Here is a 23,905-nt window from a genome sequence, read left to right on the forward strand (position 1 = left end):
TAAGCCGGTGTGCCGCTACGCCGCGACGAGATACGAGAAGACGGACTCGAGGGACTCGTCCGACGGCGAGACCGTGAGCAGCCGGATGCCGTGGTCGCGGGCCACCTTCGGCAACAGCGTGGTGAAGCGGCCGAAGTCGACGGCCTGGACGCGCAACGCGCCCTCGGCTAGGTCCACTTCGATGCCGGAGGTCGACGGGTCGGCGATCAGCGCGGCCGCGAGCGCGCGGTCGTCGCTGGAGCGCACCAGGTAGCGGTGCGGTCGGTCGGTCATCAGGCGGCGGATCTTGCGGAAGTCACCGCTGGCCGCGTGCCTGCCCGCCACCACGACCTCGATGTGCCAGGCGAGTTGCTCGACCTCTTCGAGGATGTGGGACGAGAACAGGACCGTACGGCCCTCGTCGCCCATGCGCCGCAGCAGGTCCATGAGCTGCATGCGCTGGCGCGGGTCCATGCCGTTGAAGGGCTCGTCCAGCAGGAGCAGTGAGGGGTTGTGGACCAGCGCGGACGCCATCTTCACGCGCTGGCGCATGCCCTTGGAGTACGTCGAGATCTTGCGGTCCTGCGCGTACTCCATCTCGACCGTGGCCAGCGCCTGCCCGGCCGCCTTGGCGCCCAGGCCGTGCAACTCGGCGTTGGCGACCACGAATTCACGGCCGGTGAGGAAGTCGTACATCGCCTCGCGCTCGGGGACGATGCCGATGTGCCGGTAGATGGACTCGTTGCGCCACACCTGCTCGCCGTCGAGGGTGACGGTGCCGGTGGAAGGGGCGAGGAAGCCGCCCATCATGTTGATCAGCGTGGACTTTCCGGCGCCGTTGGGGCCGAGGAGTCCGGTGACGCCGGGGCCGATCGTCATGGTGACGTCGTTGACGGCGACCACGTTGCCGAACCAGCGGGAGACGTGGTCGATCTGGAGCGTGGTCACAGGCCCACCTTCTTGTAGCGGCGCAGCATGAGGCCGTAACCGGCGGCGATCAGGCCGAGGGTGACAAGGACGTACACCACGCCCTGGCCGGTCGAGGGGCCGTGGCCGCCCGGGAGCGAGGGGGTCGCGCCGAGGAAGGCGCTCTGTACGCCGTCGATCAGGGTGACCGGCGAGAAGAGGCCCATCCACGGGATGGCGGAGGTGCTGCCCTGGGCGTCGGCGATGGCCTGAAGGGTCGTGACGGCGCCGTAGGAGATGGTGAAGACGGCGATGACGGCCGCGATGCCGAAGCCGCGGCGCGGGGTGACCGCCGCGATGACCAGGCCGATGCCGGCGAACAGCAGCGAGAGCAGTGCCACGGAGACGAGTCCCTGCGCGAATCCCTTGGTCTGGTCGGTGAAGTCCAGCTTGGCCAGCAGCGCGCCCACGTAGAGGACGATCAGGGGGGCCGCGGTCAGGATGAACATCGCCGAGGCCAGCGCCGCGTACTTCGCGCGGACGTAGTCGGCGGTCTCGATGGGGCGCGAGAAGTACAGCGGAACGGTCTTGAAGCGCAGGTCGCGCGAGACGGACTGGGGGGCCTGCGAGGCGACGTACAGGCAGATCACGGACTGCATGATGATCGCGTAGCGCGTGTAGTCGACGGGCAGGTCGTTGGCCTTGGTGGCGACCGCGACGGCCACCATGATGGCCGCGGGCACGCACATCACGGCGAACAGCAGCATCGGCAGCACCTTGGACTTGACCGAGCGGCCTAGGCCGTAGGCGCCGCGCAGGGACTGCGAGTAGAGCGAGCGGGTCGCGTAGGAACGGCCCAGGCGCGGGCCGTCGTAATTGCGGTAGCCGATGTTGTGGATGCGGGTCTGGTCGCCCTGCGTCCCGGCTACGGGATGCTCAACCGCCATGGCCGACGGCCTCCTTCCGCTGCTCGTCGCTGTTCCCCTCGTCCTTGAAGACCTCGGAGATGTGGTGCCGGCGCTGCTCCATGCGCACCAGGCCGAGCCCCAGGTCCGCGACGGCGTCCCGGACGACGTCGTAGGTCTCCTCGCCCTGCGCGGTCAGCAGCAGGATGTGGCCGGCGCCCGGCAGACCGCTCGCGGAGTCGAGGACGTCGACCCCGCGCGCGTGCAGCGCCTCGCGGACCGCCTTGGTGCCGTTCGGGTGCTCGTCGCTGTCGGTGACCTCGATCGCGAGGGTGGTGGTGGTCTGGGTGAAGTCGGTGGTGGAACTGGAGCGCAGGAGCTTGCCGCCGTCCACGACCACGACGTGGTCGCAGGTGCGCTCCAGTTCGCCCAGGAGGTGGGAGGTGACCAGGACCGAGATGCCGAAGTCCGTATAGATGCGGCGGATCAGGCCGAGCATCTCGTCGCGGCCGACCGGGTCGAGGCCGTTGGTCGGCTCGTCGAGGAAGACCAGCTGCGGGTCGTGCACCAGGGCCTGCGCCAGCTTCACGCGCTGCTTCATGCCGGTGGAGTAGCCGCCGATGGGGCGGTAGCGCTCCTCGTACAGGCCGACATGGCGCAGGGTGTCCGCGGTGCGCTCGCGCGCGGCGGTGGGCGGCAGCCCGGACATGCGCGCCATGTGCACGACGAACTCGGTCGCCGAGACGTCCGGCGGCAGGCAGTCGTGCTCCGGCATGTAGCCGACCCGCTCGCGGATGGCGGCGCCCTTGGTGGCGACGTCGAGGCCGAGCACCTCGGCGCGGCCCTCGGTGGCGGGGGACAGACCCAGCAGGATCTTGATCAACGTGGACTTGCCGGCTCCGTTGGCACCGACGAGTCCGGTCACACCGGGTCCGACGTCCACGGAGAGCCGGTCAAGCGCGGTCACCCTGGGGAACCGCTTGCTCAGGCTTTCGGTCGCGATCACAGTCACGTCGTCGACAGTAGTGACGTGGGCCACCCCGGTCGTCACTCCGGAGAGCTGTCTCGGCATCAGACTCCAGTTGTACGGGCACCTAGGGGTCACCCTGAGGTCTCATACCGGCTATTGACGCAGCCTCTAACAACTGTCACATTCGGCAGTGTCAAGTTACGGACACGTACCGCGGTCGACGGGGACGGGCGGCATGACGACAGCAGTGAACAGCGAACTCTCCGCGAGGCTGCGGGGATTCCGGCAGGTCCAGCGGCTGGCGTACGAGTGCGCGCAGGCGGTCGCGGCCCGGCTGGAGCCGGGGGTCACCGAGCGCGAGGCGGCCCGGATGCAGCGCGAGTGGCTGCGCGAGCGCGGGGTGCGGGACTGGTTCCACCTGCCCTTCGCCTGGTTCGGCGACCGCACCGCGTTCGCGGGATTCCGCGTTCCGCTCCAGTTCTTCCCCACCGGCCGCCGCCTGGAGCCCGGGATGCCGTTCATCCTGGACATGGCGCCCGTGTACGAGGGGTACACCGCCGACATCGGCTACTCCGGCTCGCTCGGCGCCAACCCCGTCCAGGACCGGCTGATGGCCGACCTGGAGACGCACCGCGAGCTGATCCTGCGCGAGGTGCGCGAGCGCCGGTCGCTGCGCGCGATCTACGAGGACGTGGCCCGCCTCATGGTCCGCCAGGGCTACGCCAACCGGCACCGCGCCTACCCCTTCGGCGTGATCGCGCACAAGGTCGACCAGGTCAAGGAGCGCCGCTGGTCACCGCACGTCTTCGGGTTCGGCGCCCAGTCCCTGAAGGGACTCGCGGCCGACGCCCTGCACGGCCACCGCGAGGGCTGGTCGCCCCTGTGGTCGCCGTACCGCTTCTCCAACCACCCGCCGCAGCCGGGCCTGTGGGCGGTCGAACCCCATCTGGGATTCCGGGGGACCGGCGCGAAGTTCGAGGAGATCCTGGTCGTCACCGACTCGACGGATCCCGAGGAGAGCGCCTTCTGGCTGGACGACGATCTGCCGCACGTGCGGCGCTGGGCGGAGGCGAAGTGACAGTGCTCGAGGGTGCGCGCGAGCGCCGGGTGCGGACCGGCGACGTGGAGCTGTGCGTCGCCGAACTGGGCGACCCGGCCCGGCCGACGGTCGTCCTGGTGCACGGCTACCCGGACAGCAAGGAGGTCTGGGCCCAGGTGGCCGCCCGCCTCGCCGGCCGCTTCCACGTCGTGCTCTACGACGTCCGCGGCCACGGCCGCTCCACCGCGCCGAAGCCGCTGCGCGGCGGGTTCACCCTGGAGAAGCTCACGGACGACTTCCTGGCCGTCGTGGACGCCGTCAGCCCGGAGCGCCCGGTGCATCTGGTCGGGCACGACTGGGGATCGGTGCAGTCCTGGGAGTTCGTCACCGTGAAGCGCACCAAGGGCCGTATCGCCTCCTTCACCTCCATGTCGGGACCGTCCCTCGACCACTTCGGGCACTGGATCAACACCCGCCTCAGGCGCCCCACTCCACGCCGGGTGGGTCAACTCCTCGGCCAGGGCGCCAAGTCCTGGTACGTGTACGCGCTGCACACCCCGAAGCTCCCCGAACTGGCCTGGCGCGGCCCCCTCGGCAAACACTGGCCGCGCCTGCTGGAGCGCGCCGAGAAGGTCCCCGGCGACGGCTACCCCACCGCGTCGCTGCCGAGCGACGCGGCCCACGGCGCCTGGCTGTACCGCGACAACGTCCGCGCCCGGCTGCGCCGCCCCCGCACCGACGCGCACGCACACGCGCCCGTGCAGCTCATCACGCCCCTGGGCGACGCCTTCCTCTCGGAGAGGCTCTACGACGGACTGGAGCAGTGGGTTCCGCGGCTGACCCGGCGCACGCTCCCGGCCAAGCACTGGATCCCCCGCTCCCGCCCCGACCAACTGGCGTCCTGGATCACCGAGTTCGTCACCTCTGTCGAGGGCGGCCAGGAGACGACCAAGGCGACCGGCAGGTACGCCGACCGGTTCGGCGGACAGCTCGTCCTGGTCACCGGCGCGGGCAGCGGCATAGGGCGGGCCACCGCGTTCGCCTTCGCCGAGTCCGGCGCGCGCGTGATCGCCGTCGACCGGGACGCCGAGGCCGCCGCCCGCACCGCCGAACTCTCCCGCCTCCTCGGTGCCCCCGCGTCCTGGGCGGAGACCGTCGACGTCTCCGACGAGCAGGCCATGGAGAAGCTCGCCGACAAGGTCGCCGCCGAGTACGGCGTGGTGGACGTCCTGGTCAACAACGCCGGCATCGGCCTGGGCGGCTCCTTCTTCGACACCACCACCGAGGACTGGAAGAAGGTCCTCGACGTCAACCTGTGGGGCGTCATCCACGGCTGCCGCCTCTTCGGGAAGCAGATGGCCGAGCGCGGCCAGGGCGGGCACATCGTCAACACCGCCTCCGCGGCCGCCTACCAGCCCTCCAAGGCACTCTCCGCGTACGGCACCTCCAAGGCGGCCGTCCTGATGCTCAGCGAGTCCCTGCGCGCCGAACTGGCCGGACAGGGCATCGGAGTCAGCGCGATCTGCCCCGGCTTCGTCAACACCAACATCACCTCCACCGCGCGCTTCGCGGGCGTCGACGCCGAGGAGGAGAAGCGGCGCCAGAAGCGCACGGCCCGCCTCTACGGACTGCGCAACTACCCGCCGGAGAAGGTCGCCGACGCGATCCTGCGCGCCGTCGTCCGCAACCAGGCCGTCGTCCCGGTCACCCCCGAGGCCCGCGGCGCGCACGCCCTGGCCCGCTGGGCGCCCAGAGCGCTCCGGGCCCTCGCCCGCCTGGAGCCGCCGCTGTGACGCCCTCGTCCGGGATCGCCCCGCGCCGCGTCTCCTTCGACTGGTCCGCCACGCCCCTGCACTGGATCCCGGGCGAACCGACCGCGACCCACGTCATGAACGTGCTGCATCTGCTGCTGCCCGCGGGGGAGCGGTGGTTCGTGAAGGTCTTCAAAGAGGGCCTGCCGCTGGTCCGGGACCCCGAACTGCTCGCCGACGTCAAGGGGTTCATGGGGCAGGAGGCCACCCACAGCGTCCAGCACGCGCACGTGCTGGACCACCTCGCCGCACAACACCTCGACACCGCCGACTTCACCCGCCACGTCGACTTCCTCTTCGAACGCCTCCTCGGTGACCGCCCGCCGCTCAACACGCCCATCCCCAGGCGCGAGTGGCTGCGCTTCCGGCTGTCGGTCATCGCCGCGATCGAGCAGTTCACCGCGGTGCTCGGCGACTGGATCCTGACCGCCGACGCCCTCGACCGGGCCGGCGCCGACGCGATCATGCTCGACCTGCTGCGCTGGCACGGCGCCGAGGAGGTCGAACACCGCGCGGTCGCCTTCGACATGTACCAGCACTGCGGCGGCCGCGGCACGGCCCGCTACGCCCGCCGCGTGGCCGGCATGACGGTGACCGCGCCGGTGATGCTCGCCCTGTGGCTCTGGGGCACGGCGTATCTGACGCGCCGGGACCCGCAGCTCGCGGGCCGGCTGCGCTACTCCCTCGCCGAGCACGAAAAGGCCGTACGCAAGGGCCTGTTGCCCGCGTGGAGAGAGCTGGGCGCTGCGATCCCCCGCTATCTGCGCCGCTCCTACCACCCGTCGAGGGAAGGGTCGTCGGCCCGGGCCAAGGAGTACCTCCGCCGGTCACCTGCGGCGAGGGGCGCCGCGTGAGCGGGGGCATCGGCCGGCGGCGGGCCGGGCAGCAGCGTGGGCGGGGCATGGCCGGCGGCGTGCCGGGCAGCCGCGTGAGCCGGGCATCGGTCACCGGCGGGCAGCCGCGTGAGCCGGGCATCGGTCACCGGCGGGCAGCCGCGTGAGCGGGGCATCGGTTACCGGCGGGCGGGCAGCCGCGGAAGGAGCACGCCCACCGGATGTGGCCTCATGAGGCGCACGCCTACCGAACGCGGCCTCATGAGGCGCATGCCCACCGAACGCGGCCTCATGAGCAGCGCACCCATCACCCGCGGCCAGGACAGCCGCACGAGCAGCGCGCGGGGCCACCGGCACCGAGGCGGACCCATGAGCAGCGTGCCGGTCACCACCGAGGCGGCCCCATGAGCAGCGCACCGACCACCGACACCGAGGCGGACCCATGACCGACGCCCCCGCCTACCGCATCGAGGAGCTCGCCCACCGCAGCGGCGCCACCGTCCGCACCATCCGTGCCTACCAGGACCGCGGCCTGCTCCCCCGCCCCGAACGCCGCGGCCGGGCCAACGTCTACGGCGACGCCCACCTCGCCCGGCTGCACCAGATCGCCGACCTCCTCGACCGCGGCTACGCCCTCGCCGCCATCAAGGAACTCCTGGAGGCCCATGACTCCGGCCGCGGCCTCGGCGGCATCCTCGGGCTGGTCGCCGAGGTCGACGGCCCCTGGACCGACGAGGAGGCGGCCCGGATCTCCCGCGCCGAGCTGACCGAACGCTTCGGCGGCGCCCCCGACGAAGGGGCGGTCGCCGACGCCGTGGAACTCGGCGTACTGGAACCGGTCGCCGGCGACGAGGACACCTTCCTCGTGCCGAGCCCCCAAGAGCTCGCCGTCGCCGTCGAGTTGCACTCCGCCGGGGTGCCGCTGTCCGCGATCGCCGGTCATCTGCGGGAGTTGAGGGGCCAGGTCGAGCACATCGCCGCCCGTTTCCTGGAGTTCACCACCGAGCACGTCTTCGCCCGCTACCTCGACGGCCCCCACCGCCCGACCGACGCGGACGCGGCCGAAGCCGCCTTGCTCGTACGACGGCTGCGGCCGCTCGCCCGGCAGACGGTGGACGCGGAACTCGCCCGCGCGATGCGGCTGTTGGCGGTACGACAGCTGCGGCAGACGCTGGGGAGCGGCGAGGCGCCGGAGAACCGTCCCTCGTCACGTTCCGTGGCCGTGCCCGAGGAGACGATGCGGGCCGTGGAGGGGCTGGTTGGGGCGGAGCGGGCGGCGGAGTTCTTCGTGCTGGCGGCCGAACGGGAGGTGCGGGCAAGGGCGTTGGATGGGCTCATGCCAAATGCGAGGCCCCCCGTCGATCTTGACGAAGGGGGCTGACATGTCAGGGAGTTGTCCACAGAACCGTCAATTGGCCTGTGGATAACTACAGTTGGTTGTGGATCAAACCTCGGATCAAAAAAATTGGCGTGACGCGCGTCTCTCCCCTCATGCTGATCGGATGGACGAAAGACGCACCGTCAAGGTGTCGAAGTACCTCTCGAAACATCTGCGCCACCAACCGGAACGCATCGGACTGACCCTCGACGAGGGCGGCTGGGTCGAGATCGACGAGCTGATCGCCGCGGCCACCGCGCACAACTTCCGGTTCACCCGCGACGAGCTGGACCATGTGGTCGCCGCCAACGACAAGCAGCGCTTCGCGATCGAGGGCACCCGCATCCGCGCCAGCCAGGGCCACAGCATCGACGTCGACCTTGGCCTCGCCCCCGCGACCCCGCCGCCGTACCTCTACCACGGCACCGTGGCCCGCTCCCTGGACGCGATCCGCGCCGAGGGGCTGCGCCCCATGAACCGGCACGCCGTCCACCTCTCGCCCGACCGCGAGACGGCCACCCGCGTCGGCGCCCGCCGCGGCCGCCCCGTCGTCCTCTCCGTGGACGCCGGCACCATGCACCACGACGGCCACGTCTTCCACGTCAGCGCGAACGGGGTATGGCTGACCGAGGCCGTACCGCCGACCTACCTGCGCTTTCCCGAGGCGCACTGAGCCACATCCATCAGCTGCGGGACGGGAGACGATCGGCCGCAGTCACCGCCCTCCGTCCCCTCGCAGAGGAGTACGGCCTCGCGATCGAGGTGACCCACGACATCGGCGCCATCAGACCTCCCGCCGGACCTCCGCGGGCATCGGCGTCACCACCGACCCGGCGTACGTCACGCTCGGCCTCAGCCCCTGGCTCAGCGAGCGGGCGCGATGACACTCGGTGACTGTTTCACGTGAAACACGGTCCGGCGCATACGCTCGGATCCATGAGTCTGCGTCTGAGCACCGTGATCCTCCCGTACCGCCGCTGGAGCGAGGGGGGCCGTGGGGCATGGCAGCGGGCGGAGCAGCTCGGGTTCCATACCGGGTACACCTACGACCACCTCTCCTGGCGCACCTTCCGTGACGGCCCGTGGTTCGGTGCCGTGCCCACACTGACCGGAGCCGCCGGTGTCACCGACCGGCTGCGCCTCGGCACGCTCGTGACCTCGCCGAACTTCCGGCACCCGGTGACGCTCGCCAAGGAGCTGATCACCCTCGACGACATCTCCGGCGGCCGGGTCACCCTCGGCATCGGAGCGGGCGGCACCGGCTTCGACGCCACCACGCTCGGCCAGGACCCCTGGACCCCGCGCGAGCGTGCCGACCGGCTCGCGGAGTTCGTCCCGCTGCTCGACCGGCTGCTCTCCCAAGACTCCGTCTCCTACGAGGGCGACTTCTACTCGGCCCACGAGGCCCGCAACATCCCCGGCTGTGTGCAGCGCCCCCGGCTGCCGTTCGCCGTGGCCGCCACCGGCCCTCGCGGCCTCAGGCTCGCCGCCCATCACGGACAGGCCTGGGTGACCACCGGCGACCCCAAGCTGTACGAGAACGGCACCCCCGAGCAGTCGGTCCAGGCCCTGCGCGGCCAGATCGAGAAGCTCGCGGACGCGTGCGCGGCCCTCGGCCGGGACGCGGGCACGCTGGACAAGATCCTGCTCACCGGCTTCACCCCGGACCGCACCCGCCCGCTGGAGTCCCTGGACGCGTTCGTCGACTTCGCCGGCCGCCACCGCGACCTCGGCTTCACGGAGATCGTGCTGCACTGGCCGATCCCCGACTCGGACTTCGCCGTAGACGAGAAGGTCTTCGAGCAGATCGCCATGGAGGCACCGGCCCAGCTGGGCTGACATGACACCGGCCCGGTTGCCGCCACGGAGGCACCGGCCCGGTCGTCCCGGCCCCGCCCGACGTCATCTGTGTCTCATCTGTGCGCCCGGCCGCCCGGTCGTGCGGGCATATGCGGGAGAATGAGGGGGTGACCTCAGCGACTCGACAGCCCGAGACCCCGGCCGCCGCGATACCGCCCCGCCTGATCGCCACGGATCTGGACGGCACCCTGCTGCGCGACGACAAGTCGGTGTCCCCGCGCACGGTCGCGGCCCTCGCCGCCGCCGAGGAGGCGGGCATCGAGGTCTTCTTCGTCACCGGCCGCCCGGCCCGCTGGATGGACGTCGTCAGCGACCATGTCCACGGCCACGGCCTGGCGATCTGCGGCAACGGCGCCGCGGTGGTCGACCTGCACGGCGGCCCCGGTTCCCACCGGTTCGTGAAGGTGCGCGAGCTGGCCAAGGAGAACGCCATCGACGCCGTCGGCCTGCTGCGGGACGCGGCGCCGGGCACGGTCTACGCGATCGAGCAGACGTACGGCTTCCACCAGGAGCCGGACTACCCCAAGCTGCACATGGAGATCCCGGACCACCTCGCGTCCGCCGAGGAGCTGCTGGCGCCGGGCGGGGTCGCGGCCGACGAGCCGGTCCTCAAGATCCTCGCCTTCCACCCGACGATGGACCCGGACGCCTTCCTCACCCTGTCCCGGCTCGCCATCGGCGACCGCGCGAGCGTCACCCGCTCCAGCCCCAGCGCCCTGCTGGAGATCAGCGGCCCCGATGTCTCCAAGGCGAGCACGCTCGCCCTGTGCTGCGCCGAGCGCGGCATCTCGCACGAAGAGGTCGTCGCCTTCGGGGACATGCCCAACGACGTCGAGATGCTCACCTGGGCGGGACGGTCGTACGCCATGGGCAACGCCCACCCGGACGTGATCGCCGCGGCCTCCGGCCGGACCGTCGCCAACAACGACGACGGGGTGGCGGTCGTGATCGAACAACTGCTGGCGGAGCGCTAGACACCGGCTCCCGGCCCTCAGCCGAGCGGCACCCCGCGTGCCGCCAGCCACGGCACCGGATCCACCGCCGAACCCGTCTCCGGGGTGACCCGGACCTCGAAGTGCAGATGCGGACCGGTGGAGTTACCGCTCGTGCCCGACTGGCCGATCCACTGCCCGGGGACCACGTTCTCCCCCTGGTCGACGGCGACGGCGGCGAGATGGGCGTACTGCGTGTAGTAGCCGCCCGGGTGTCCGATCACGATCTCGATGCCGAAGGGGCCTCCGCAGGACACCTTCACCACCCGGCCCGCGCCCGCCGCCCGCACCGGCGTGCCGATCGGCACCGCGAAGTCCTGGCCGGTGTGCCGGTTCGCCCACCGCGCCCCGCCGCTGCCGAACCCCGCCGACAGCTCGTACCCCTCGACCGGCGCGACCCACGCGCCCGCCCCCGGAGCCTGCGGTGGCTGGTCCAGTCGTACGGCACCACGGCACGCACCGGCGGCCACGGAGGCGCCCGCCTGCCCCTGCAACTGCCACCGGGCCTCGTCGAGCTTCTGCTCGATGCCCTTCTTCAGTACGGCGAGTTCGGCGCTCCGCCGCTCCAGCGCCCGCCACGCCCCGGCGGCCCTGGCCTCGTCCGCCACGAGCCGCGCCTCGGCCCGCCGGCTCTTGTCGATCGCGTTGTCGACCGCCAACGCCGTCCGGGAGAAGACGTGCTGACCCCGCATCAACTCGTCCGGGCTGCCGGCGAGGATGATCTGCGCCGCGAGCGGCAGCCCACCGCCGTCGCGGTACTGGGCCCGTGCGATCCGGCCGACATCCTCGTTCAGCACGGCGATCTCCCGCCGCTCCCGGGCCAGGAGTCCGTCCAGGCGCTGCGCCCGCGCCCGCTGCGCCTCGGCCTCGCGGTGCCCCTTCTCGTACTGCCGGCTCGCCACCGCCGCGTCCTGGTAGAGCCGTGCCACCTGCGCGCTGATCCCGAAGTCGTCGTCGCCGCGCCGGCCCGCGCCGTCGTCGGCGGCGTCCGTGGGACGGGCCGCGAGCACCGCCAGCCCGCACAGCAGCGCCGGAACGAGCAGTGGGTGACGGCGAGGTGAGCGCATGTCAGCGATCCTGGCCGGGTCACCCGGGCCCGGTCCTGTTGAGCGCGTACGCCCGGGGGACGCGTTGCTGCGGACGGGTCACCCGTGGGGTGCCTCCCACAGGAGCGTGGTGCCACCGCCGTCCGTCCCGAGACCCGGTCCGTACCCGCTGGAGCCGCCCAGGGACTCCGCTCGCCGCGCGAGGTTGCTCAGGCCGCTGCGCCGGCCGCCCTCGGGGATGCCGACCCCGTCGTCCGCGACGGTCAGCCGGACACCGGGACGGCCGTCCGGCAGCGTCACGGTCGCGTCCACGACGACGTCGATCCGGGAGGCCCGGGCGTGCCGGAACGCGTTGGACAGGGCCTCGCGCAGGGCCGCGACCAGGTTCTTCCCGACGAGGTCGCCGACAGCGGTGTCGACGGGGCCGACGAAGCGGTGGGACGGCCTGAACCCGAGCGGCACGGCGGCCAGGGTGATCTCGCGCAGCACCCGCGTCCGCAGCCCCGCCGGAGCCTCGGCCGGACCCTGCTCCAGGGCGAAGATCGCGGTGCGGATCTCCTGGATGGTGACGTCGAGCGCGTCGACCGCCCTGCCGATCCCGTCCCGCACCTGGGGCACCTGCGACCGGCGCTGCGCGCTCTCCAGCGTCATCCCGGTGGCGAACAGCCGCTGGATGACGAGGTCGTGCAGGTCACGGGCGATCCGGTCACGGTCCTCGTAGACCGCGAGCCGCTCCCGGTCGCGCTGGGTCTCGGCCATCATCAGCGCGAGCGCGGCCTGCGAGGCGAACTGCACCGCGAGCATGCGCTCGTCCTCCGTGAACGGCCGCTCCCCGCGGCCGCGCGGGGCGACGAGCGCGCCGAGCACCCGGCCGTCGCTCTCCAAGGGGAGCATCATGATCGGCCCGCAGACGCCCAGCGGATCACCGGTCACCCGTGGGTCGGTGGCCGCGTCCTCGACGAACACGGCCCGTCCGGCGAGGAGTTCGGCGACCACCTCGTGCTCAGGGCCGACGACCCGGCCGAGGACGTCCGACGGCTCCTCCGAGGCCACAGCGACGATCTCCAGGCCGCCCGCGTCGGCGGGCAGCAGCACGATGCCTGCCGCCGACCGGGACAGCCGGCGGGCCCGCTCGGCGACGACCTGGAGGGCCTCGTCCACGTCGCCGCCGGACAGCAGCGCGGTGGTCACGGCGACCGAGCCGTCGATCCAGCGCTCGCGCTGCTGGGCCGCCTCGTACAGGCGGGCGTTGCCGACGGCGATGCCCGCCTCCGTGGCCAGCACCCGCACGATGTCGAGATCGTCGTCGTCGAACGGCCCGCCCCCGTGCTTCTCCGTGAGGTACAGGTTGCCGAAGACCTCGCCCTGCACACGGATCGGCAGCCCCAGGAAGGAGCGCATCCGCGGATGGTGGGCGGGAAAGCCACACGCGCGCGGATCCGTGGTCAGGTCCGCGAGCAGCACCGGCTCCGGATCCCGGACGATCGCCCCGAGCAGCCCGCGATGCCCATCGGGCAACCGGCCGATGCGGCGGGCGGTCTCCTCGTCGCCCCCGTGGAAGACGAAGTCGGCCAGCCCGTCCCCGCTCTCGTCGACGACCCCGATGGCCGCGTACCGGGCGCCGGTCAGCTCCGCCGCCGTCTCGCAGATACGCTCCAGCGTGGAGTGCAGCTCCAGCCCGCTGCCGACGCACCGCATCGCCTCCAGCAGCTGCGGCACCCGGGCGACCAACTCGGCTTCTGCGGACATGAACCGAGCGTAATAAGCACCCTTTGTTCCAGAAAGTCGAGTCGCTCAAGAGAGGCGAGTCGCTCACGAAGGCCGGGCGCCCACCAGCAGGTCCGCCTGCTCCTCCCGCTCGGCCATCCTCCGCAGCGGCCCTTCGACGGCCGCCAGTTCCGCGTACGCCCCCCGCTGCACAACCCGCCCCCCGTCGAGCACGACCACCTCGTCCACCGCCTCCAATCCGGCCAGTCGGTGGGTGATCAGCAGGGTCGTGCGGCCCTCCGTCGCGGCCAGCAGGTCCGTGGTCAGCGCGTCCGCGGTGGGCAGGTCGAGATGTTCGGCCGGCTCGTCGAGGACGAGCACGGGGAAGTCCGCGAGCAGCGCCCGGGCCAGCGCCAGCCGCTGCCGCTGCCCGCCGGACAGCAGCGCCCCGTGCTCTCCTACGAGGGTGTCGAGCCCGTCGGGCAGGCCGTCCGCCCAGTCCAGCAGCCGGGCCCAGCGCAGCGCGTCCCGCAGCTCGTCCTCGGTCGCGTCCTTCTTCGCGAGGAGCAGGTTCTCGCGCACCGAGCTGTCGAAGAGGTGCGCGTCCTGCGCGCACAGCCCGACCAGCCGCCGTACGTCGTCGCCGTCCAGCTGTCGGGCATCCACACCGGCGAGCGTGTAGGTGCCCGCGTCCGGGTCGAGGAAGCGCAGCAGCACCTGCGCGAGAGTGCTCTTGCCGGAGCCGGACGCGCCGACGACGGCGACCCGCCGACCCTGCGCGAGGGTCAGGTCCAGCCCGGCGAGGGCGTCCCGCCGCTGCCCCGCGTACCGGGCGGACAGGCCCTTCACGACGACGGGGAACGGCGACACGGGCGCCTGCCGGGGCCGCTCGGGCTCCCGGACGGGCTCGGGCGCGTCCAGCACCTCGTACACACGCTCGGCGCTGCGGCGGACCCGCTGGCGGTACTGCACGGCGAGCGGCAGCCCCAGGACCGCCTCGAAGGCGGCCAGCGGGGTGAGGACGACGACCGCCATGGCGACCCCGCTCAGCCGTCCGGCGGCCACCGCCTGGGCTCCGGCGAGGGCGGTGGCGGTGACGGTCAGGCCGCAGACCAGCGCGGTCAGCCCGTCGCCGAGGGCGGTGGCGGTGGCGGCGCGCGAGGCGATCCGGGTCAGCACGGTGTCGGCCCGCCGGGCCTCGGCGGTACGGGCGGGCAGGGCGCCGGCGACGGTCAGTTCGGCGGTGCCGGTGAGCAGGTCGGTCACCCTCGTCGCCAGTTCGCCGCGGGCGGGGGACAGCCTGCGCTCGGCCCTGCGGGAGACCGCGCCGGTGAGAAGCGGGACGCCCGCGCCGGCGGCCAGCAGGCCCACGGCGAGCGCGGCACCGGCCTCGGGCAGCAGCCACGCCGTGAAACCCACGGAGGCGGCGGAGACCGTCACGGCGGCGCCGACCGGCAGCAGCCAACGCAGCCAGTAGTCCTGGAGCGTGTCCACGTCGGCGACGAGCCGGGACAGCAGGTCGCCCCGGCGGGTCGTACGCAGCCCCGCGGGCGCCAGCCGCTCCAGGCGCCGGTAGACGGCGACCCGGGTGTCGGCGAGCATCCGCAGCACGGCCTCGTGCGACACCAGCCGCTCCGCGTACCGGAACACGGCCCGCCCGATCCCGAAGGCCCGGGTCGCCGTCACGGCCACCATCAGATACAGCACGGGCGGCTGCTGCGAGGCCCGCGAGATGAGCCACCCCGAGGTCGCCATCAGCCCGACGGCACTGCCGAGCGCGAGACTCCCGAGCAGCATGGCGAGCGCGAGCCGGCCGCGCCGGGGGCCGGACATGGCACGGACCCGGGCGAGGACACCGCCTGTGCGTGCCGGCGGTGCGGTGGTCCCGGGATCGTCGGAATCGGGGGCACCTTCCTCGACGGTGGGAGCCCCAGCCGCCCTGGCCACCACCTCCGCCGGCAGGTGCGCCGCCGGTTCGGCCAGCCGCACCACCCGGTCCGCCACCCCCAGCAACGCCGGCCGGTGCACGACGAGCAGGACCGTCCGTCCCACCGCCAGCCGCCGTACCGCCGCCACGACCTCCGCCTCGGTCGCCCCGTCCAGCGCCGCCGTCGGTTCGTCGAGGAGGAGCACCGGCCGGTCCGCGAGGAACGCCCGGGCCAGCGCGAGCCGTTGCCGTTGCCCGGCGGAGAGCCCGGCCCCGTCCTCACCGAGCACGGTGTCGGCCCCGAGCGGCAGCGCGTCCACGAACTCCAGCGCCCCCGCGTCCCGCAGCGCCTGCCGTACGGCGGACTCGTCGGCGTCGGGACGGGCCAGCCGTACGTTCTCCGCGATCGTGCCCGCGAACAGCTGCGGCCGCTGCGGCACCCAGGCGATCCGGGACCGCCACGCCGCCGGGTCGACCTCGGCGAGATCGACGTCCCCGATCCGCACCCGGCCTGCGGACGGCCGTACGAAACCCAGAAGGACGTTGAGCAAGGTCGACTTGCCCGCGCCGCTGGGGCCGACCAGCGCGACCGTCTCGCCGGGCTCGACCGTGAAGGAGACGTCCGCCACGGCGTCCTCGGCGCGTCCCGGGAAGCGGACCGTGACGCCCTCGAAGGCGAAGCCGCCCTCGGGCACCGCGCGGGTCCCCGGCTCCGGTACCGGCGTCTCCAGGACCTCGAAGATCTCCTCGGCGGCCGCCAGTCCCTCCGCCGCCGCGTGGTACTGCGCGCCCACCTGACGCAGCGGCAGGTACGCCTCGGGCGCCAGGATGAGGATGACGAGACCGTCGTAGAGGTGCATCTCGCCGTGGACGAGCCGCATGCCGATCGTCACGGCGACCAGCGCCACCGAGAGGGTCGACAGCAGCTCCAGGGCGAAGGAGGAGATGAAGGCGATCCGTAGCGTCCGCATGGTCGCCTGGCGGTACTCGCCGGTGATGCGCCGGATCGACGCGGCCTGCGCCTTGGCCCGGCCGAACACCTTGAGCGTCGGCAGGCCCGCGACCACGTCCAGGAAGTGCCCCGACAGCCGGGACAGCAGCCGCCACTGACGGTCCATCCGGGACTGGGTGGCCCAGCCGATCAGCATCATGAAGACCGGGATGAGCGGCAGGGTCCCGACAATGATCGCCGCCGACACCCAGTCCTCGGTCACGATCCGCGCGAGCACCGCCACCGGCACGACCACCGCGAGCCCCAACTGTGGGAGGTAGCGGGAGAAGTAGTCATCGAGGGCGTCGATCCCCCGGGTGGCGAGGGCGACCAGCGAGCCGGTGCGCTGTCCGCTCAGCCACCCGGGCCCCAGAGCCGTGGCCCGTTCCAGCAGCCGTCCCCGCAGCTCCGACTTCACCGCCGCGCTCGCGCGGTGCGCGGCGAGTTCGGTGAGCCAGGAGACGAGCCCGCGCCCGACGGCCACGGCCGCCAACAGCAGCAGGGGAGTACGGAGTTCGGCGGCCACGAGACCGTGCTGGAAGGCGCCGACCACGATCTCGGCGATGAGCATCGCCTGGGCGATGACCAGCAGGGCCCCGACGGCGCCCAGGCCGACCACGGCCCCCATGAAGAGGCGGGTGGCCCGGGCGTAGCGCAGCAGACGCGGATCGATTGGTTTCACGTGAAACACACCTCAGTGCGTGACGTCGGCGGCGATGTGCTGGGTCCCGATGCGCTTGCGGAAGACCCAGTAGGTCCAGCCCTGGTAGAGCATGACCATCGGTGTGGCGATCACCGCCAGCCAGGTCATGATCTTCAGGGTGTACGGGCTCGACGAGGCGTTGGTGACCGTCAGGCTCCAGTCCGGGTCGAGCGTGGACGGCATGACGTTCGGGAACAGCGTCAGGAAGAGCATCGCCACCGCGGCCACGATGGTGACCCCGGACAGCGCGAACGACCAGCCCTCACGCCCCGCCTGATTGGCCACCAGGGCGGCGACGAGCGCACCCACGGCGACCACCATGGCGACCAGGCTCTTGCCGTCGCCGCTGTCGACCTGGGTCCACAGCAGGAAGACCAGCGCGAGGACGGCGGTGACGAGACCGACCCGCAGGGCCAGTGTCCGCGCCCGCTCCCGGATCTCCCCGACCGTCTTGAGGGCCGTGAAGACCGTGCCGTGGAAGGTGAACAGGGTCAGCGTCACCAGGCCGCCGAGCAGGGCGTACGGGTTGAGCAGGTCCCAGAGGCCGCCGACGTACTCGAAGTTCCGGTCGAGCTTCACGCCGTGCACGATGTTGCCGAAGGCCACGCCCCACAGGAACGCGGGGAGCAGCGAGGTCCAGAAGATCGCGGTCTCCCAGGTGCGTTGCCAGTTCTCCTCGGGCCGCTTCGCCCGGTACTCGAAGGCGACCCCGCGGACGATCAGGCAGACCAGGATGACCAGCAGCGGCAGATAGAAGCCGGAGAAGAGGGTGGCGTACCACTCGGGGAAGGCGGCGAAGGTCGCACCGCCGGCGGTGAGCAGCCACACCTCGTTGCCGTCCCAGACGGGACCGATGGTGTTGATCAGGACGCGCTTCTCGACCCGGTTCCGGGCGAGCAGTTTGGTGAGGACGCCGACCCCGAAGTCGAAGCCCTCCAGGAAGAAGTAGCCGGTCCACAGGACGGCGATCAGGACGAACCAGACGTCGTGAAGTTCCATGACTCGCTCTCCCTCGGCCTAGTACGAGAAGGCCATCGGCTTGTCGGCGTCACGCGCGTCCCCGCCGATCTTCGTGGGCGGGTTGAGGTCGGCCTCGGTGAGTTCGGGCGGGCCGAGCTTCACGTACTTCAGCATCAGCTTGACCTCGACGACGGCGAGGATCGCGTACAGCGCGGTGAAGGTGATCATCGAGATGAGGACCTCGGTCTGCGAGACGCCGGGGGAGACCGCGTGCCGGGTCTGCAGGACGCCGTAGACGACCCACGGCTGGCGGCCCATCTCGGTGAAGATCCAGCCCCAGGAGTTGGCGATCAGCGGGAAGCCGAGGGTCCAGATGGCCACCAGCCAGTAGAGCCGGCCGAGCTTGGGGCTGAGGGCCTTGTTCCTGAAGAGGACCAGGTTCGGCACCTCGTCCTCGCCGACCCGCAGGTGCTGGGGCAGCAGGAACTTCTTGCGGGTCAGCCAGAGTCCGAGCATGCCGACTGCGAGGGACGCCATGCCGAAGCCGATCATCCAGCGGAACGCCCAGAAGGCGACGGGGGTGTTGGGCCGGTAGTCGCCGGGGCCGTACTTCTCCTGCTCGGCCTTGTTGGTGTCGTTGATGCCGGGCACGTACGAGGTGAAGTCGTCGTCGGCGAGGAAGGACAGCACGCCGGGCACGGACAGCTCGACGGTGTTGTGGCCCTTGCTGACGTCGCCGTAGGCGAAGATCGAGAAGGGCGCGGACTTCTGGCCGTCCCACAGGGCCTCGGCGGCGGCCATCTTCATCGGCTGCTGCTTGAACATGACCTTGCCGAGGGTGTCCCCGCTGATCGCGGTGAGCAGACCGGCGACGACCACGGTGATCAGGCCGAGGCGCAGCGAGGTCTTCATCACCCTGATGTGCTTCTTGCGGAACAGATGGAAGGCCGCGATGCCGACCATGAACGCGCCACCGGTCAGGAAGGACGCGCTGAGCGTGTGGAAGGCCTGGGCGAGCGCGGTGTTCTGGGTCAGTACCAGCCAGAAGTCGGTGAGTTCGGCCCGGCCCTTCGCCTCGTTGATCCGGTAGCCGACCGGGTGCTGCATCCACGAGTTCGCCGCGAGGATGAAGTACGCCGACAGGATCGTGCCGATCGAGACCATCCAGATGCAGGCCAGGTGGATCTTCTTGGGCAGCTTGTCCCAGCCGAAGATCCACAGGCCGATGAAGGTGGACTCGAAGAAGAAGGCGATCAGGGCCTCGAAGGCGAGCGGGGCGCCGAAGACGTCGCCGACGAAGCGCGAGTAGTCGGACCAGTTCATGCCGAACTGGAACTCCTGCACGATGCCGGTGACCACGCCCATCGCGATGTTGATCAGGAACAGCTTGCCCCAGAACTTGGTGGCCCTGAGGTACTTCTCCTTCTCGGTGCGCACCCACGCCGTCTGCAGTCCGGCCGTCAGGGCGGCGAGCGAGATCGTCAGCGGGACGAAGAGGAAGTGGTAGACGGTGGTGATGCCGAACTGCCATCGCGCCAGGGTCTCCGGCGCCAGAGCCAGGTCCACGGCCGCTCCTTAACTACGCGCTTGTGAAAGCGTTCACATTCACAAGCTAGTATGCCGCACCTCCTTTCGACAGACGAAGGGGGGTCCCGATTACCGCCGGGAACCCCCCTGTGATCCTGACCCTGACCAGCGAGAACGCGCGGCCGGTGTGAGCTAGAGCTCCTTTCGGAAGCCCTCCGCCACCTTCAGGAAGATGTCGTTCGCCTCGGCCTCGCCGACCGTGACCCGCACGCCCTCGCCCACGAACGGCCGTACGACCACGCCGTGCTCCTCGCAGGCCGCCGCGAAGTCGACCGTGCGCTCCCCCAGCCTCAGCCACACGAAGTTGGCCTGCGTCTCGGGCACCGTCCAGCCCTGGCCGCGCAGTCCCTCGACCACCCGGGCCCGCTCGCAGACCAGGGAGCCGACCCGCCCCAGCAGTTCGTCCTCGGCGCGCAGCGAGGCGATCGCCGCCTCCTGGGCGAGCTGGCTCACCCCGAACGGCACCGCCGTCTTGCGCAGCGCCGCGGCCACCGGCTCGTGGGCGATGGCGAAGCCGACCCGGAGGCCCGCGAGGCCGTACGCCTTGGAGAAGGTGCGCAGCACACAGACGTTGGGCCGGGTGCGGTACAGCTCCACGCCGTCCGGGACCTCGGGGTCGCGGATGAACTCGCGGTAGGCCTCGTCGAGCACCACCAGCACGTCGCTCGGCACCCGGTCGAGGAAGCGCTCCAGCTCGGCCCGGCGCACGACCGTGCCGGTCGGGTTGTTGGGGTTGCAGACGAAGATCAGGCGCGTGCGGTCGGTGATCGCGTCGGCCATCGCGTCCAGGTCGTGCACATCGCCCTCGGTCAGCGGCACCCGCACCGACCGCGCGCCGCTGATCTGCGTGATGATCGGGTACGCCTCGAAGGAGCGCCAGGCGTAGATCACCTCGTCGCCCGGTCCCGAGGTCGCCTGGATCAGCTGCTGCGCGACGCCGACCGAGCCGGTGCCGGTGGCCAGGTGGGAGAGCGGGACGCCGAAGCGGTCGGACAGTTCGTTCATCAGGCCGGTGCAGGCCATGTCCGGGTAGCGGTTGAACGAGGAGGCCGCGGCCGTGACCGTCTCCATCACGCCGGGCAGCGGCGGATAGGGGTTCTCGTTGGAGGACAGCTTGTAGGCCACCGGGCCGTCGGCGGCGGCCGGCTTGCCGGGCTTGTAGGTGGGGATACCCTCCAGCTCGGCGCGCAGCCTGGGGCTCGTCTCGCTCACCGCAGTCCTCCTCGTGGCGTTTTCAATACTGCTCACCTTAAGAGGATTGGGCGGTCGTGCGTACCGACCCGGTTCGATGTAACCGCTGGTAGCACCTGAACCTCATCAGCCCCACCGGCATCACGGGCATCACCGTACGAAGGCAGACGAATCCAGGGGCGCGGATACATATATCTACGCGCCGGTGGTGCGCGCCGTGGCGCGCATCGCCCGTGAAGGTGAGTTGAGACCTCTTCGAAACATGAGGGACTTGGCAGGCTTGTGCGGGCCGACAAGTCACGTATTGGCATTGAACCGTTCAACTCCCTTGCTTTCCCAGGAGTTTGACACCTGATGACCTTGCAGAAACGTGTCTGTCAACGCGTGCATATGCGTCCGCCCTACCCCACCGCATGAGCCCTACTATCGGCTCGCCATGACAGCAGCAGGGAAGCACCAGGTGAGCCGCGCGGAAACCTCACGTCGAGGCAGCCGGCCGGGTCGGGCGGGCATCAGAGACGTGGCCGCCGCCGCCGGAGTCTCCATCACGACCGTGTCCGACGCCCTGAACGGCAAGGGCAGGCTCCCGGACGCCACCCGCCGCCATGTCCGCGAGGTCGCCGACAGACTGGGCTACCGCCCGTCGGCCGCGGCCCGAACCCTCCGTACCGGCAAGTCCGGACTGATCGGTCTGACCGTGACCACGTACGGGGATGAACCTTTCACCTTCACGGAGTTCGCGTACTTCGCCGAGATGGCCAGGGCCGCCACCTCGGCCGCGCTCGCCCGCGGCTACGCGCTCGTCATCCTCCCGGCGACCTCGCGCCACGACGTGTGGTCGAACGTCGCCCTGGACGGCACCGTGGTCATCGACCCCTCCGACCAGGACCCGGTCGTCAGCGAACTGGTCCGGCAGGGTTTACCGGTCGTCTCCGACGGCCGCCCGGCCGGCGCGCTGCCGGTCACCGCGTGGGTCGACAACGACCACGAGGCCGCCGTCCTCGGCATCCTCGACCACCTGGCCGACGCCGGCGCCCGCCGCATCGGCCTGCTGACCGGGACCACCACGGACACGTACACGCATCTGTCGACCACCGCGTATCTGCGCTGGTGCGAGCAGGTCGGCCAGGATCCGGTGTACGAGGCCTATCCGGCGCACGACCCGTGCGCGGGGGCCGTCGCCGCGGACCGGCTGCTCGCCCGGCCCGACCGCCCCGACGCCGTCTACGGCCTCTTCGACCCCAACGGCACCGATCTGCTGGCCGCCGCCCGCCGCTACGGGCTGCGGGTGCCGGACGACCTGCTGATCGTGTGCTGCTCCGAGTCCACGGTGTACGCCAGCACCGAGCCGCCCGTCACCACGCTCTCCCTGAAACCGCGTCGCATCGGCACCGCCGTCGTGCAGTTGCTCATCGACGCCATCGAGGGGGTCGAGTCGGACCAGCCGGTCGAGCAGGTGATACCGACGGAGCTGATCGTGCGGACCTCGTCGCAGCGGCGGGCGCCACGGACGACGGTGAGTCCGCCGCGGTCGCCCGAGAAGGGGTGAGCGGGGGCGGTACGGGGTGAGTGGGAGCGGTACGGGGGTGCTTGTCGCGCTCCCCGGCGGGCGTGGCGGTGTGCTCCGCAGGGTGCCGCGGTGTGGGTCATCGCACTGCGGGCCGCCGTTCGAAGGGTCGTAGGACGGTCGAAGAGCCGTGGCCCGAGGGACGAAGCCCGGCCCAATCGGGGCGAATGCCGCGGTGAACAGGAGCCTTGCTCCGATTCACCACCCCTGGGTCATCACATGGCGCGATCCGCATTCCTATGATGGGCCCACGACACCGCGGGGCCGCTGCGACCAGGCAGTCCGAAGCGGTGCAGATGCGGCGCGATGGTGGAGGGGTCTGATGACTCAGGGGGCCGGTCAGGGACCCGAGGTGGAGCGGACGACGACGTTCCGCGACTTCCGGGTGCCCGCGTATGTGCACGAGACCGGTCCGTACGGCCATGACACCCACCCCGGCGATGTCGCGCCGCCCCATGAGGAGGCGTACTCCGAGGAGTACACGCCCACGGAGCGGGACCTTCCGGTCGTCGACCCCGCGTCATCGGCTTCGACCGCGCCCTCGGTCTCAGCCTCTGCCTCGGCCGAGGAGGGTGTCGGGCCGCTGTTCGTCGTCGGTGACGTCCACGGCTACCTCGACGAACTGATGGCCGCACTCCAGGAGAAGGGCCTCGTCGACGCGGACGGCAACTGGTGCGCGGGCACCGCCCGGCTGTGGTTCCTCGGCGACTTCACCGACCGCGGCCCCGACGGCATCGGCGTCATCGACCTCGTGATGCGGCTGTCCGCGGAGGCGGCCGCGGCCGGCGGCTACTGCAAGGCCCTCATGGGCAACCACGAACTGCTGCTGCTCGGCGCCAAGCGGTTCGGCGACACCCCCGTCAACTCCGGCGCGGGCACCGCCACCTTCCAGGCGGCCTGGCTGCTCAACGGCGGCCAGAAGACCGACATGGACCGCCTCCAGGACCACCACCTGCAGTGGATGTCCCGCCTCGACGCGGTCGAGGAGGTCGACGGTCACCTCCTCGTCCACTCCGACACCACCGCCTACCTCGACTACGGCGACTCGATCGAGGCGGTCAACGACACCGTCCGCGAGACGATCACGCGCAACGACGCGGACGAGGTGTGGGACCTGTTCCGCAAGTTCACCAAGCGCTTCTCCTTCCGCGACGAGGGCGGCGCCGACCATGTGCGTTCCCTGCTCGATACGTACGGCGGCACTCGCATCGTTCATGGGCACAGCCCGATTCCCTACCTTCTCGGTGAGGTGGGTTCAGAGGACGGAGAGGATGGTTCCGGTCCGGTCGTCGACGGGCCGCATGTCTACGCGGGAGGACTCGCCATCGCGATGGACGGCGGCGTGACCATGGCCGGAAAGCTGCTGGTCCAGCAACTGCCCCTGGATATCTGACCCTTCCGGGGGCAGATGTGACCCCATGCCGGACTGAGTCGCGACAGCCCAGGCCAGAGGCCAATTTCTGGAAACCCCCTGTCACCCTGTGCCGTCGCCGCTCTACCATCGGCTTATCCGTAGCAGGCTCCCCTCCGTTTCTGCCCGACGGCTCGTTGGC

Annotated in this window: 19 protein-coding genes; 10 read left to right on the plus strand and 9 right to left on the minus strand. The window is 71.2% G+C overall.

Annotated features, from left to right (window positions below; genetic code table 11):
• Positions 1–15 precede the first annotated feature (15 nt).
• Genes ABZ896_RS08385 through ABZ896_RS08395 form a run of 3 tightly spaced genes read right to left on the minus strand, consistent with a single transcriptional unit; the run spans position 16 to position 2,796 of the window.
• Positions 16–927 carry an ABC transporter ATP-binding protein gene (locus tag ABZ896_RS08385; RefSeq protein WP_360923905.1) on the minus strand — a complete coding sequence of 304 codons (912 nt, stop codon included), beginning with the start codon at positions 925–927 and terminating at the stop codon, positions 16–18.
• Positions 924–1,832: an ABC transporter permease subunit gene (locus tag ABZ896_RS08390; RefSeq protein WP_360923908.1), complete on the minus strand. Its 909-nt coding sequence runs from the start codon at positions 1,830–1,832 to the stop codon at positions 924–926. Before ABZ896_RS08390 ends, ABZ896_RS08385 begins: the two co-directional genes overlap by 4 nt.
• Positions 1,822–2,796 carry an ABC transporter ATP-binding protein gene (locus ABZ896_RS08395; protein ID WP_360924113.1) on the minus strand — a complete coding sequence of 325 codons (975 nt, stop codon included), beginning with the start codon at positions 2,794–2,796 and terminating at the stop codon, positions 1,822–1,824. Before ABZ896_RS08395 ends, ABZ896_RS08390 begins: the two co-directional genes overlap by 11 nt.
• A gap of 199 nt (positions 2,797–2,995) precedes the next feature.
• On the opposite strand from ABZ896_RS08395, the gene ABZ896_RS08400 reads away from it, so the two are divergent.
• From ABZ896_RS08400 to ABZ896_RS08435, 8 genes are all read left to right on the plus strand, one after another.
• Complete coding sequence (locus tag ABZ896_RS08400) at positions 2,996–3,838, plus strand: M24 family metallopeptidase (protein ID WP_360923911.1); 843 nt, start codon at positions 2,996–2,998, stop codon at positions 3,836–3,838.
• The gene (locus tag ABZ896_RS08405; protein WP_360923913.1) at positions 3,835–5,592 is read left to right on the plus strand and encodes an SDR family oxidoreductase; all 1,758 of its coding nucleotides are present in this window, start codon (positions 3,835–3,837) and stop codon (positions 5,590–5,592) included. The genes ABZ896_RS08400 and ABZ896_RS08405 overlap by 4 nt, the downstream gene beginning before the upstream one ends.
• Positions 5,589–6,464, plus strand: coding sequence for a metal-dependent hydrolase (locus tag ABZ896_RS08410; RefSeq protein ID WP_360923916.1), 876 nt, complete (start codon positions 5,589–5,591; stop codon positions 6,462–6,464). The genes ABZ896_RS08405 and ABZ896_RS08410 overlap by 4 nt, the downstream gene beginning before the upstream one ends.
• On the plus strand, positions 6,461–6,610 hold the full coding sequence (locus tag ABZ896_RS08415) for a hypothetical protein (RefSeq protein WP_360923918.1): 150 nt from the start codon (positions 6,461–6,463) through the stop codon (positions 6,608–6,610). Before ABZ896_RS08410 ends, ABZ896_RS08415 begins: the two co-directional genes overlap by 4 nt.
• Before the next feature lie 275 nt (positions 6,611–6,885).
• Positions 6,886–7,824 (plus strand): MerR family transcriptional regulator, encoded by a 939-nt coding sequence (locus ABZ896_RS08420; RefSeq protein WP_360923921.1) that lies wholly within the window; start codon positions 6,886–6,888, stop codon positions 7,822–7,824.
• Positions 7,825–7,945: 121 nt separating this feature from the next.
• On the plus strand, positions 7,946–8,494 hold the full coding sequence (locus ABZ896_RS08425) for an RNA 2'-phosphotransferase (RefSeq protein WP_360923924.1): 549 nt from the start codon (positions 7,946–7,948) through the stop codon (positions 8,492–8,494).
• Between the two features lie 263 nt (positions 8,495–8,757).
• Positions 8,758–9,660 carry an LLM class flavin-dependent oxidoreductase gene (locus ABZ896_RS08430; RefSeq protein ID WP_360923927.1) on the plus strand — a complete coding sequence of 301 codons (903 nt, stop codon included), beginning with the start codon at positions 8,758–8,760 and terminating at the stop codon, positions 9,658–9,660.
• A gap of 110 nt (positions 9,661–9,770) precedes the next feature.
• Positions 9,771–10,655, plus strand: a complete 885-nt coding sequence (locus ABZ896_RS08435) for a Cof-type HAD-IIB family hydrolase (RefSeq protein WP_360923930.1) — start codon at positions 9,771–9,773, stop codon at positions 10,653–10,655.
• Between the two features lie 17 nt (positions 10,656–10,672).
• Here the strand turns inward: ABZ896_RS08435 and ABZ896_RS08440 are convergent, their stop codons facing one another.
• The 6 genes from ABZ896_RS08440 to hisC all read right to left on the minus strand — a co-directional run bounded on the left by ABZ896_RS08440 (position 10,673) and on the right by hisC (position 20,806).
• Complete coding sequence (locus ABZ896_RS08440; protein ID WP_360923933.1) at positions 10,673–11,740, minus strand: M23 family metallopeptidase; 1,068 nt, start codon at positions 11,738–11,740, stop codon at positions 10,673–10,675.
• Positions 11,741–11,818: 78 nt separating this feature from the next.
• Positions 11,819–13,468 (minus strand): GAF domain-containing protein, encoded by a 1,650-nt coding sequence (locus tag ABZ896_RS08445; protein WP_360923936.1) that lies wholly within the window; start codon positions 13,466–13,468, stop codon positions 11,819–11,821.
• 63 nt (positions 13,469–13,531) lie between these two features.
• A complete protein-coding gene (gene cydD, locus ABZ896_RS08450; RefSeq protein WP_360923939.1) occupies positions 13,532–17,026 on the minus strand; it encodes a thiol reductant ABC exporter subunit CydD in 3,495 nt (1,164 codons plus the stop codon).
• Between the two features lie 12 nt (positions 17,027–17,038).
• Positions 17,039–18,046, minus strand: coding sequence for a cytochrome d ubiquinol oxidase subunit II (cydB, locus tag ABZ896_RS08455; protein ID WP_360923942.1), 1,008 nt, complete (start codon positions 18,044–18,046; stop codon positions 17,039–17,041).
• A gap of 18 nt (positions 18,047–18,064) precedes the next feature.
• Positions 18,065–19,573, minus strand: coding sequence for a cytochrome ubiquinol oxidase subunit I (locus tag ABZ896_RS08460; RefSeq protein WP_360923945.1), 1,509 nt, complete (start codon positions 19,571–19,573; stop codon positions 18,065–18,067).
• Between the two features lie 153 nt (positions 19,574–19,726).
• On the minus strand, positions 19,727–20,806 hold the full coding sequence (hisC, locus tag ABZ896_RS08465) for a histidinol-phosphate transaminase (protein ID WP_360923948.1): 1,080 nt from the start codon (positions 20,804–20,806) through the stop codon (positions 19,727–19,729).
• Positions 20,807–21,221: 415 nt separating this feature from the next.
• Here hisC and ABZ896_RS08470 point away from each other — a divergent pair, with 415 nt between their 5' ends.
• Complete coding sequence (locus ABZ896_RS08470) at positions 21,222–22,334, plus strand: LacI family DNA-binding transcriptional regulator (protein WP_360923951.1); 1,113 nt, start codon at positions 21,222–21,224, stop codon at positions 22,332–22,334.
• Positions 22,335–22,674: 340 nt separating this feature from the next.
• Positions 22,675–23,745, plus strand: coding sequence for a metallophosphoesterase (locus tag ABZ896_RS08475; protein ID WP_360923954.1), 1,071 nt, complete (start codon positions 22,675–22,677; stop codon positions 23,743–23,745).
• The last annotated feature ends 160 nt before the right edge of the window (positions 23,746–23,905 follow it).

This window comes from Streptomyces sp. NPDC047072 (assembly GCF_040643855.1).
Lineage (GTDB): Bacteria > Actinomycetota > Actinomycetes > Streptomycetales > Streptomycetaceae > Streptomyces.

What these genes read in the sequence shown, in the direction of transcription:
- ABZ896_RS08390 (WP_360923908.1), bottom strand. Translation starts at nt 1,832, where the DNA reads ATGGCGGTTGAGCATCCCGTAGCCGGGACGCAGGGCGACCAGACCCGC.
- ABZ896_RS08400 (WP_360923911.1), top strand. Translation starts at nt 2,996, where the DNA reads ATGACGACAGCAGTGAACAGCGAACTCTCCGCGAGGCTGCGGGGATTC.
- ABZ896_RS08420 (WP_360923921.1), top strand. Translation starts at nt 6,886, where the DNA reads ATGACCGACGCCCCCGCCTACCGCATCGAGGAGCTCGCCCACCGCAGC.
- ABZ896_RS08425 (WP_360923924.1), top strand. Translation starts at nt 7,946, where the DNA reads ATGGACGAAAGACGCACCGTCAAGGTGTCGAAGTACCTCTCGAAACAT.
- ABZ896_RS08430 (WP_360923927.1), top strand. Translation starts at nt 8,758, where the DNA reads ATGAGTCTGCGTCTGAGCACCGTGATCCTCCCGTACCGCCGCTGGAGC.
- ABZ896_RS08435 (WP_360923930.1), top strand. Translation starts at nt 9,771, where the DNA reads ATGCGGGAGAATGAGGGGGTGACCTCAGCGACTCGACAGCCCGAGACC.
- ABZ896_RS08440 (WP_360923933.1), bottom strand. Translation starts at nt 11,740, where the DNA reads ATGCGCTCACCTCGCCGTCACCCACTGCTCGTTCCGGCGCTGCTGTGC.
- ABZ896_RS08445 (WP_360923936.1), bottom strand. Translation starts at nt 13,468, where the DNA reads ATGTCCGCAGAAGCCGAGTTGGTCGCCCGGGTGCCGCAGCTGCTGGAG.
- cydB (WP_360923942.1), bottom strand. Translation starts at nt 18,046, where the DNA reads ATGGAACTTCACGACGTCTGGTTCGTCCTGATCGCCGTCCTGTGGACC.
- ABZ896_RS08470 (WP_360923951.1), top strand. Translation starts at nt 21,222, where the DNA reads ATGACAGCAGCAGGGAAGCACCAGGTGAGCCGCGCGGAAACCTCACGT.
- ABZ896_RS08475 (WP_360923954.1), top strand. Translation starts at nt 22,675, where the DNA reads ATGACTCAGGGGGCCGGTCAGGGACCCGAGGTGGAGCGGACGACGACG.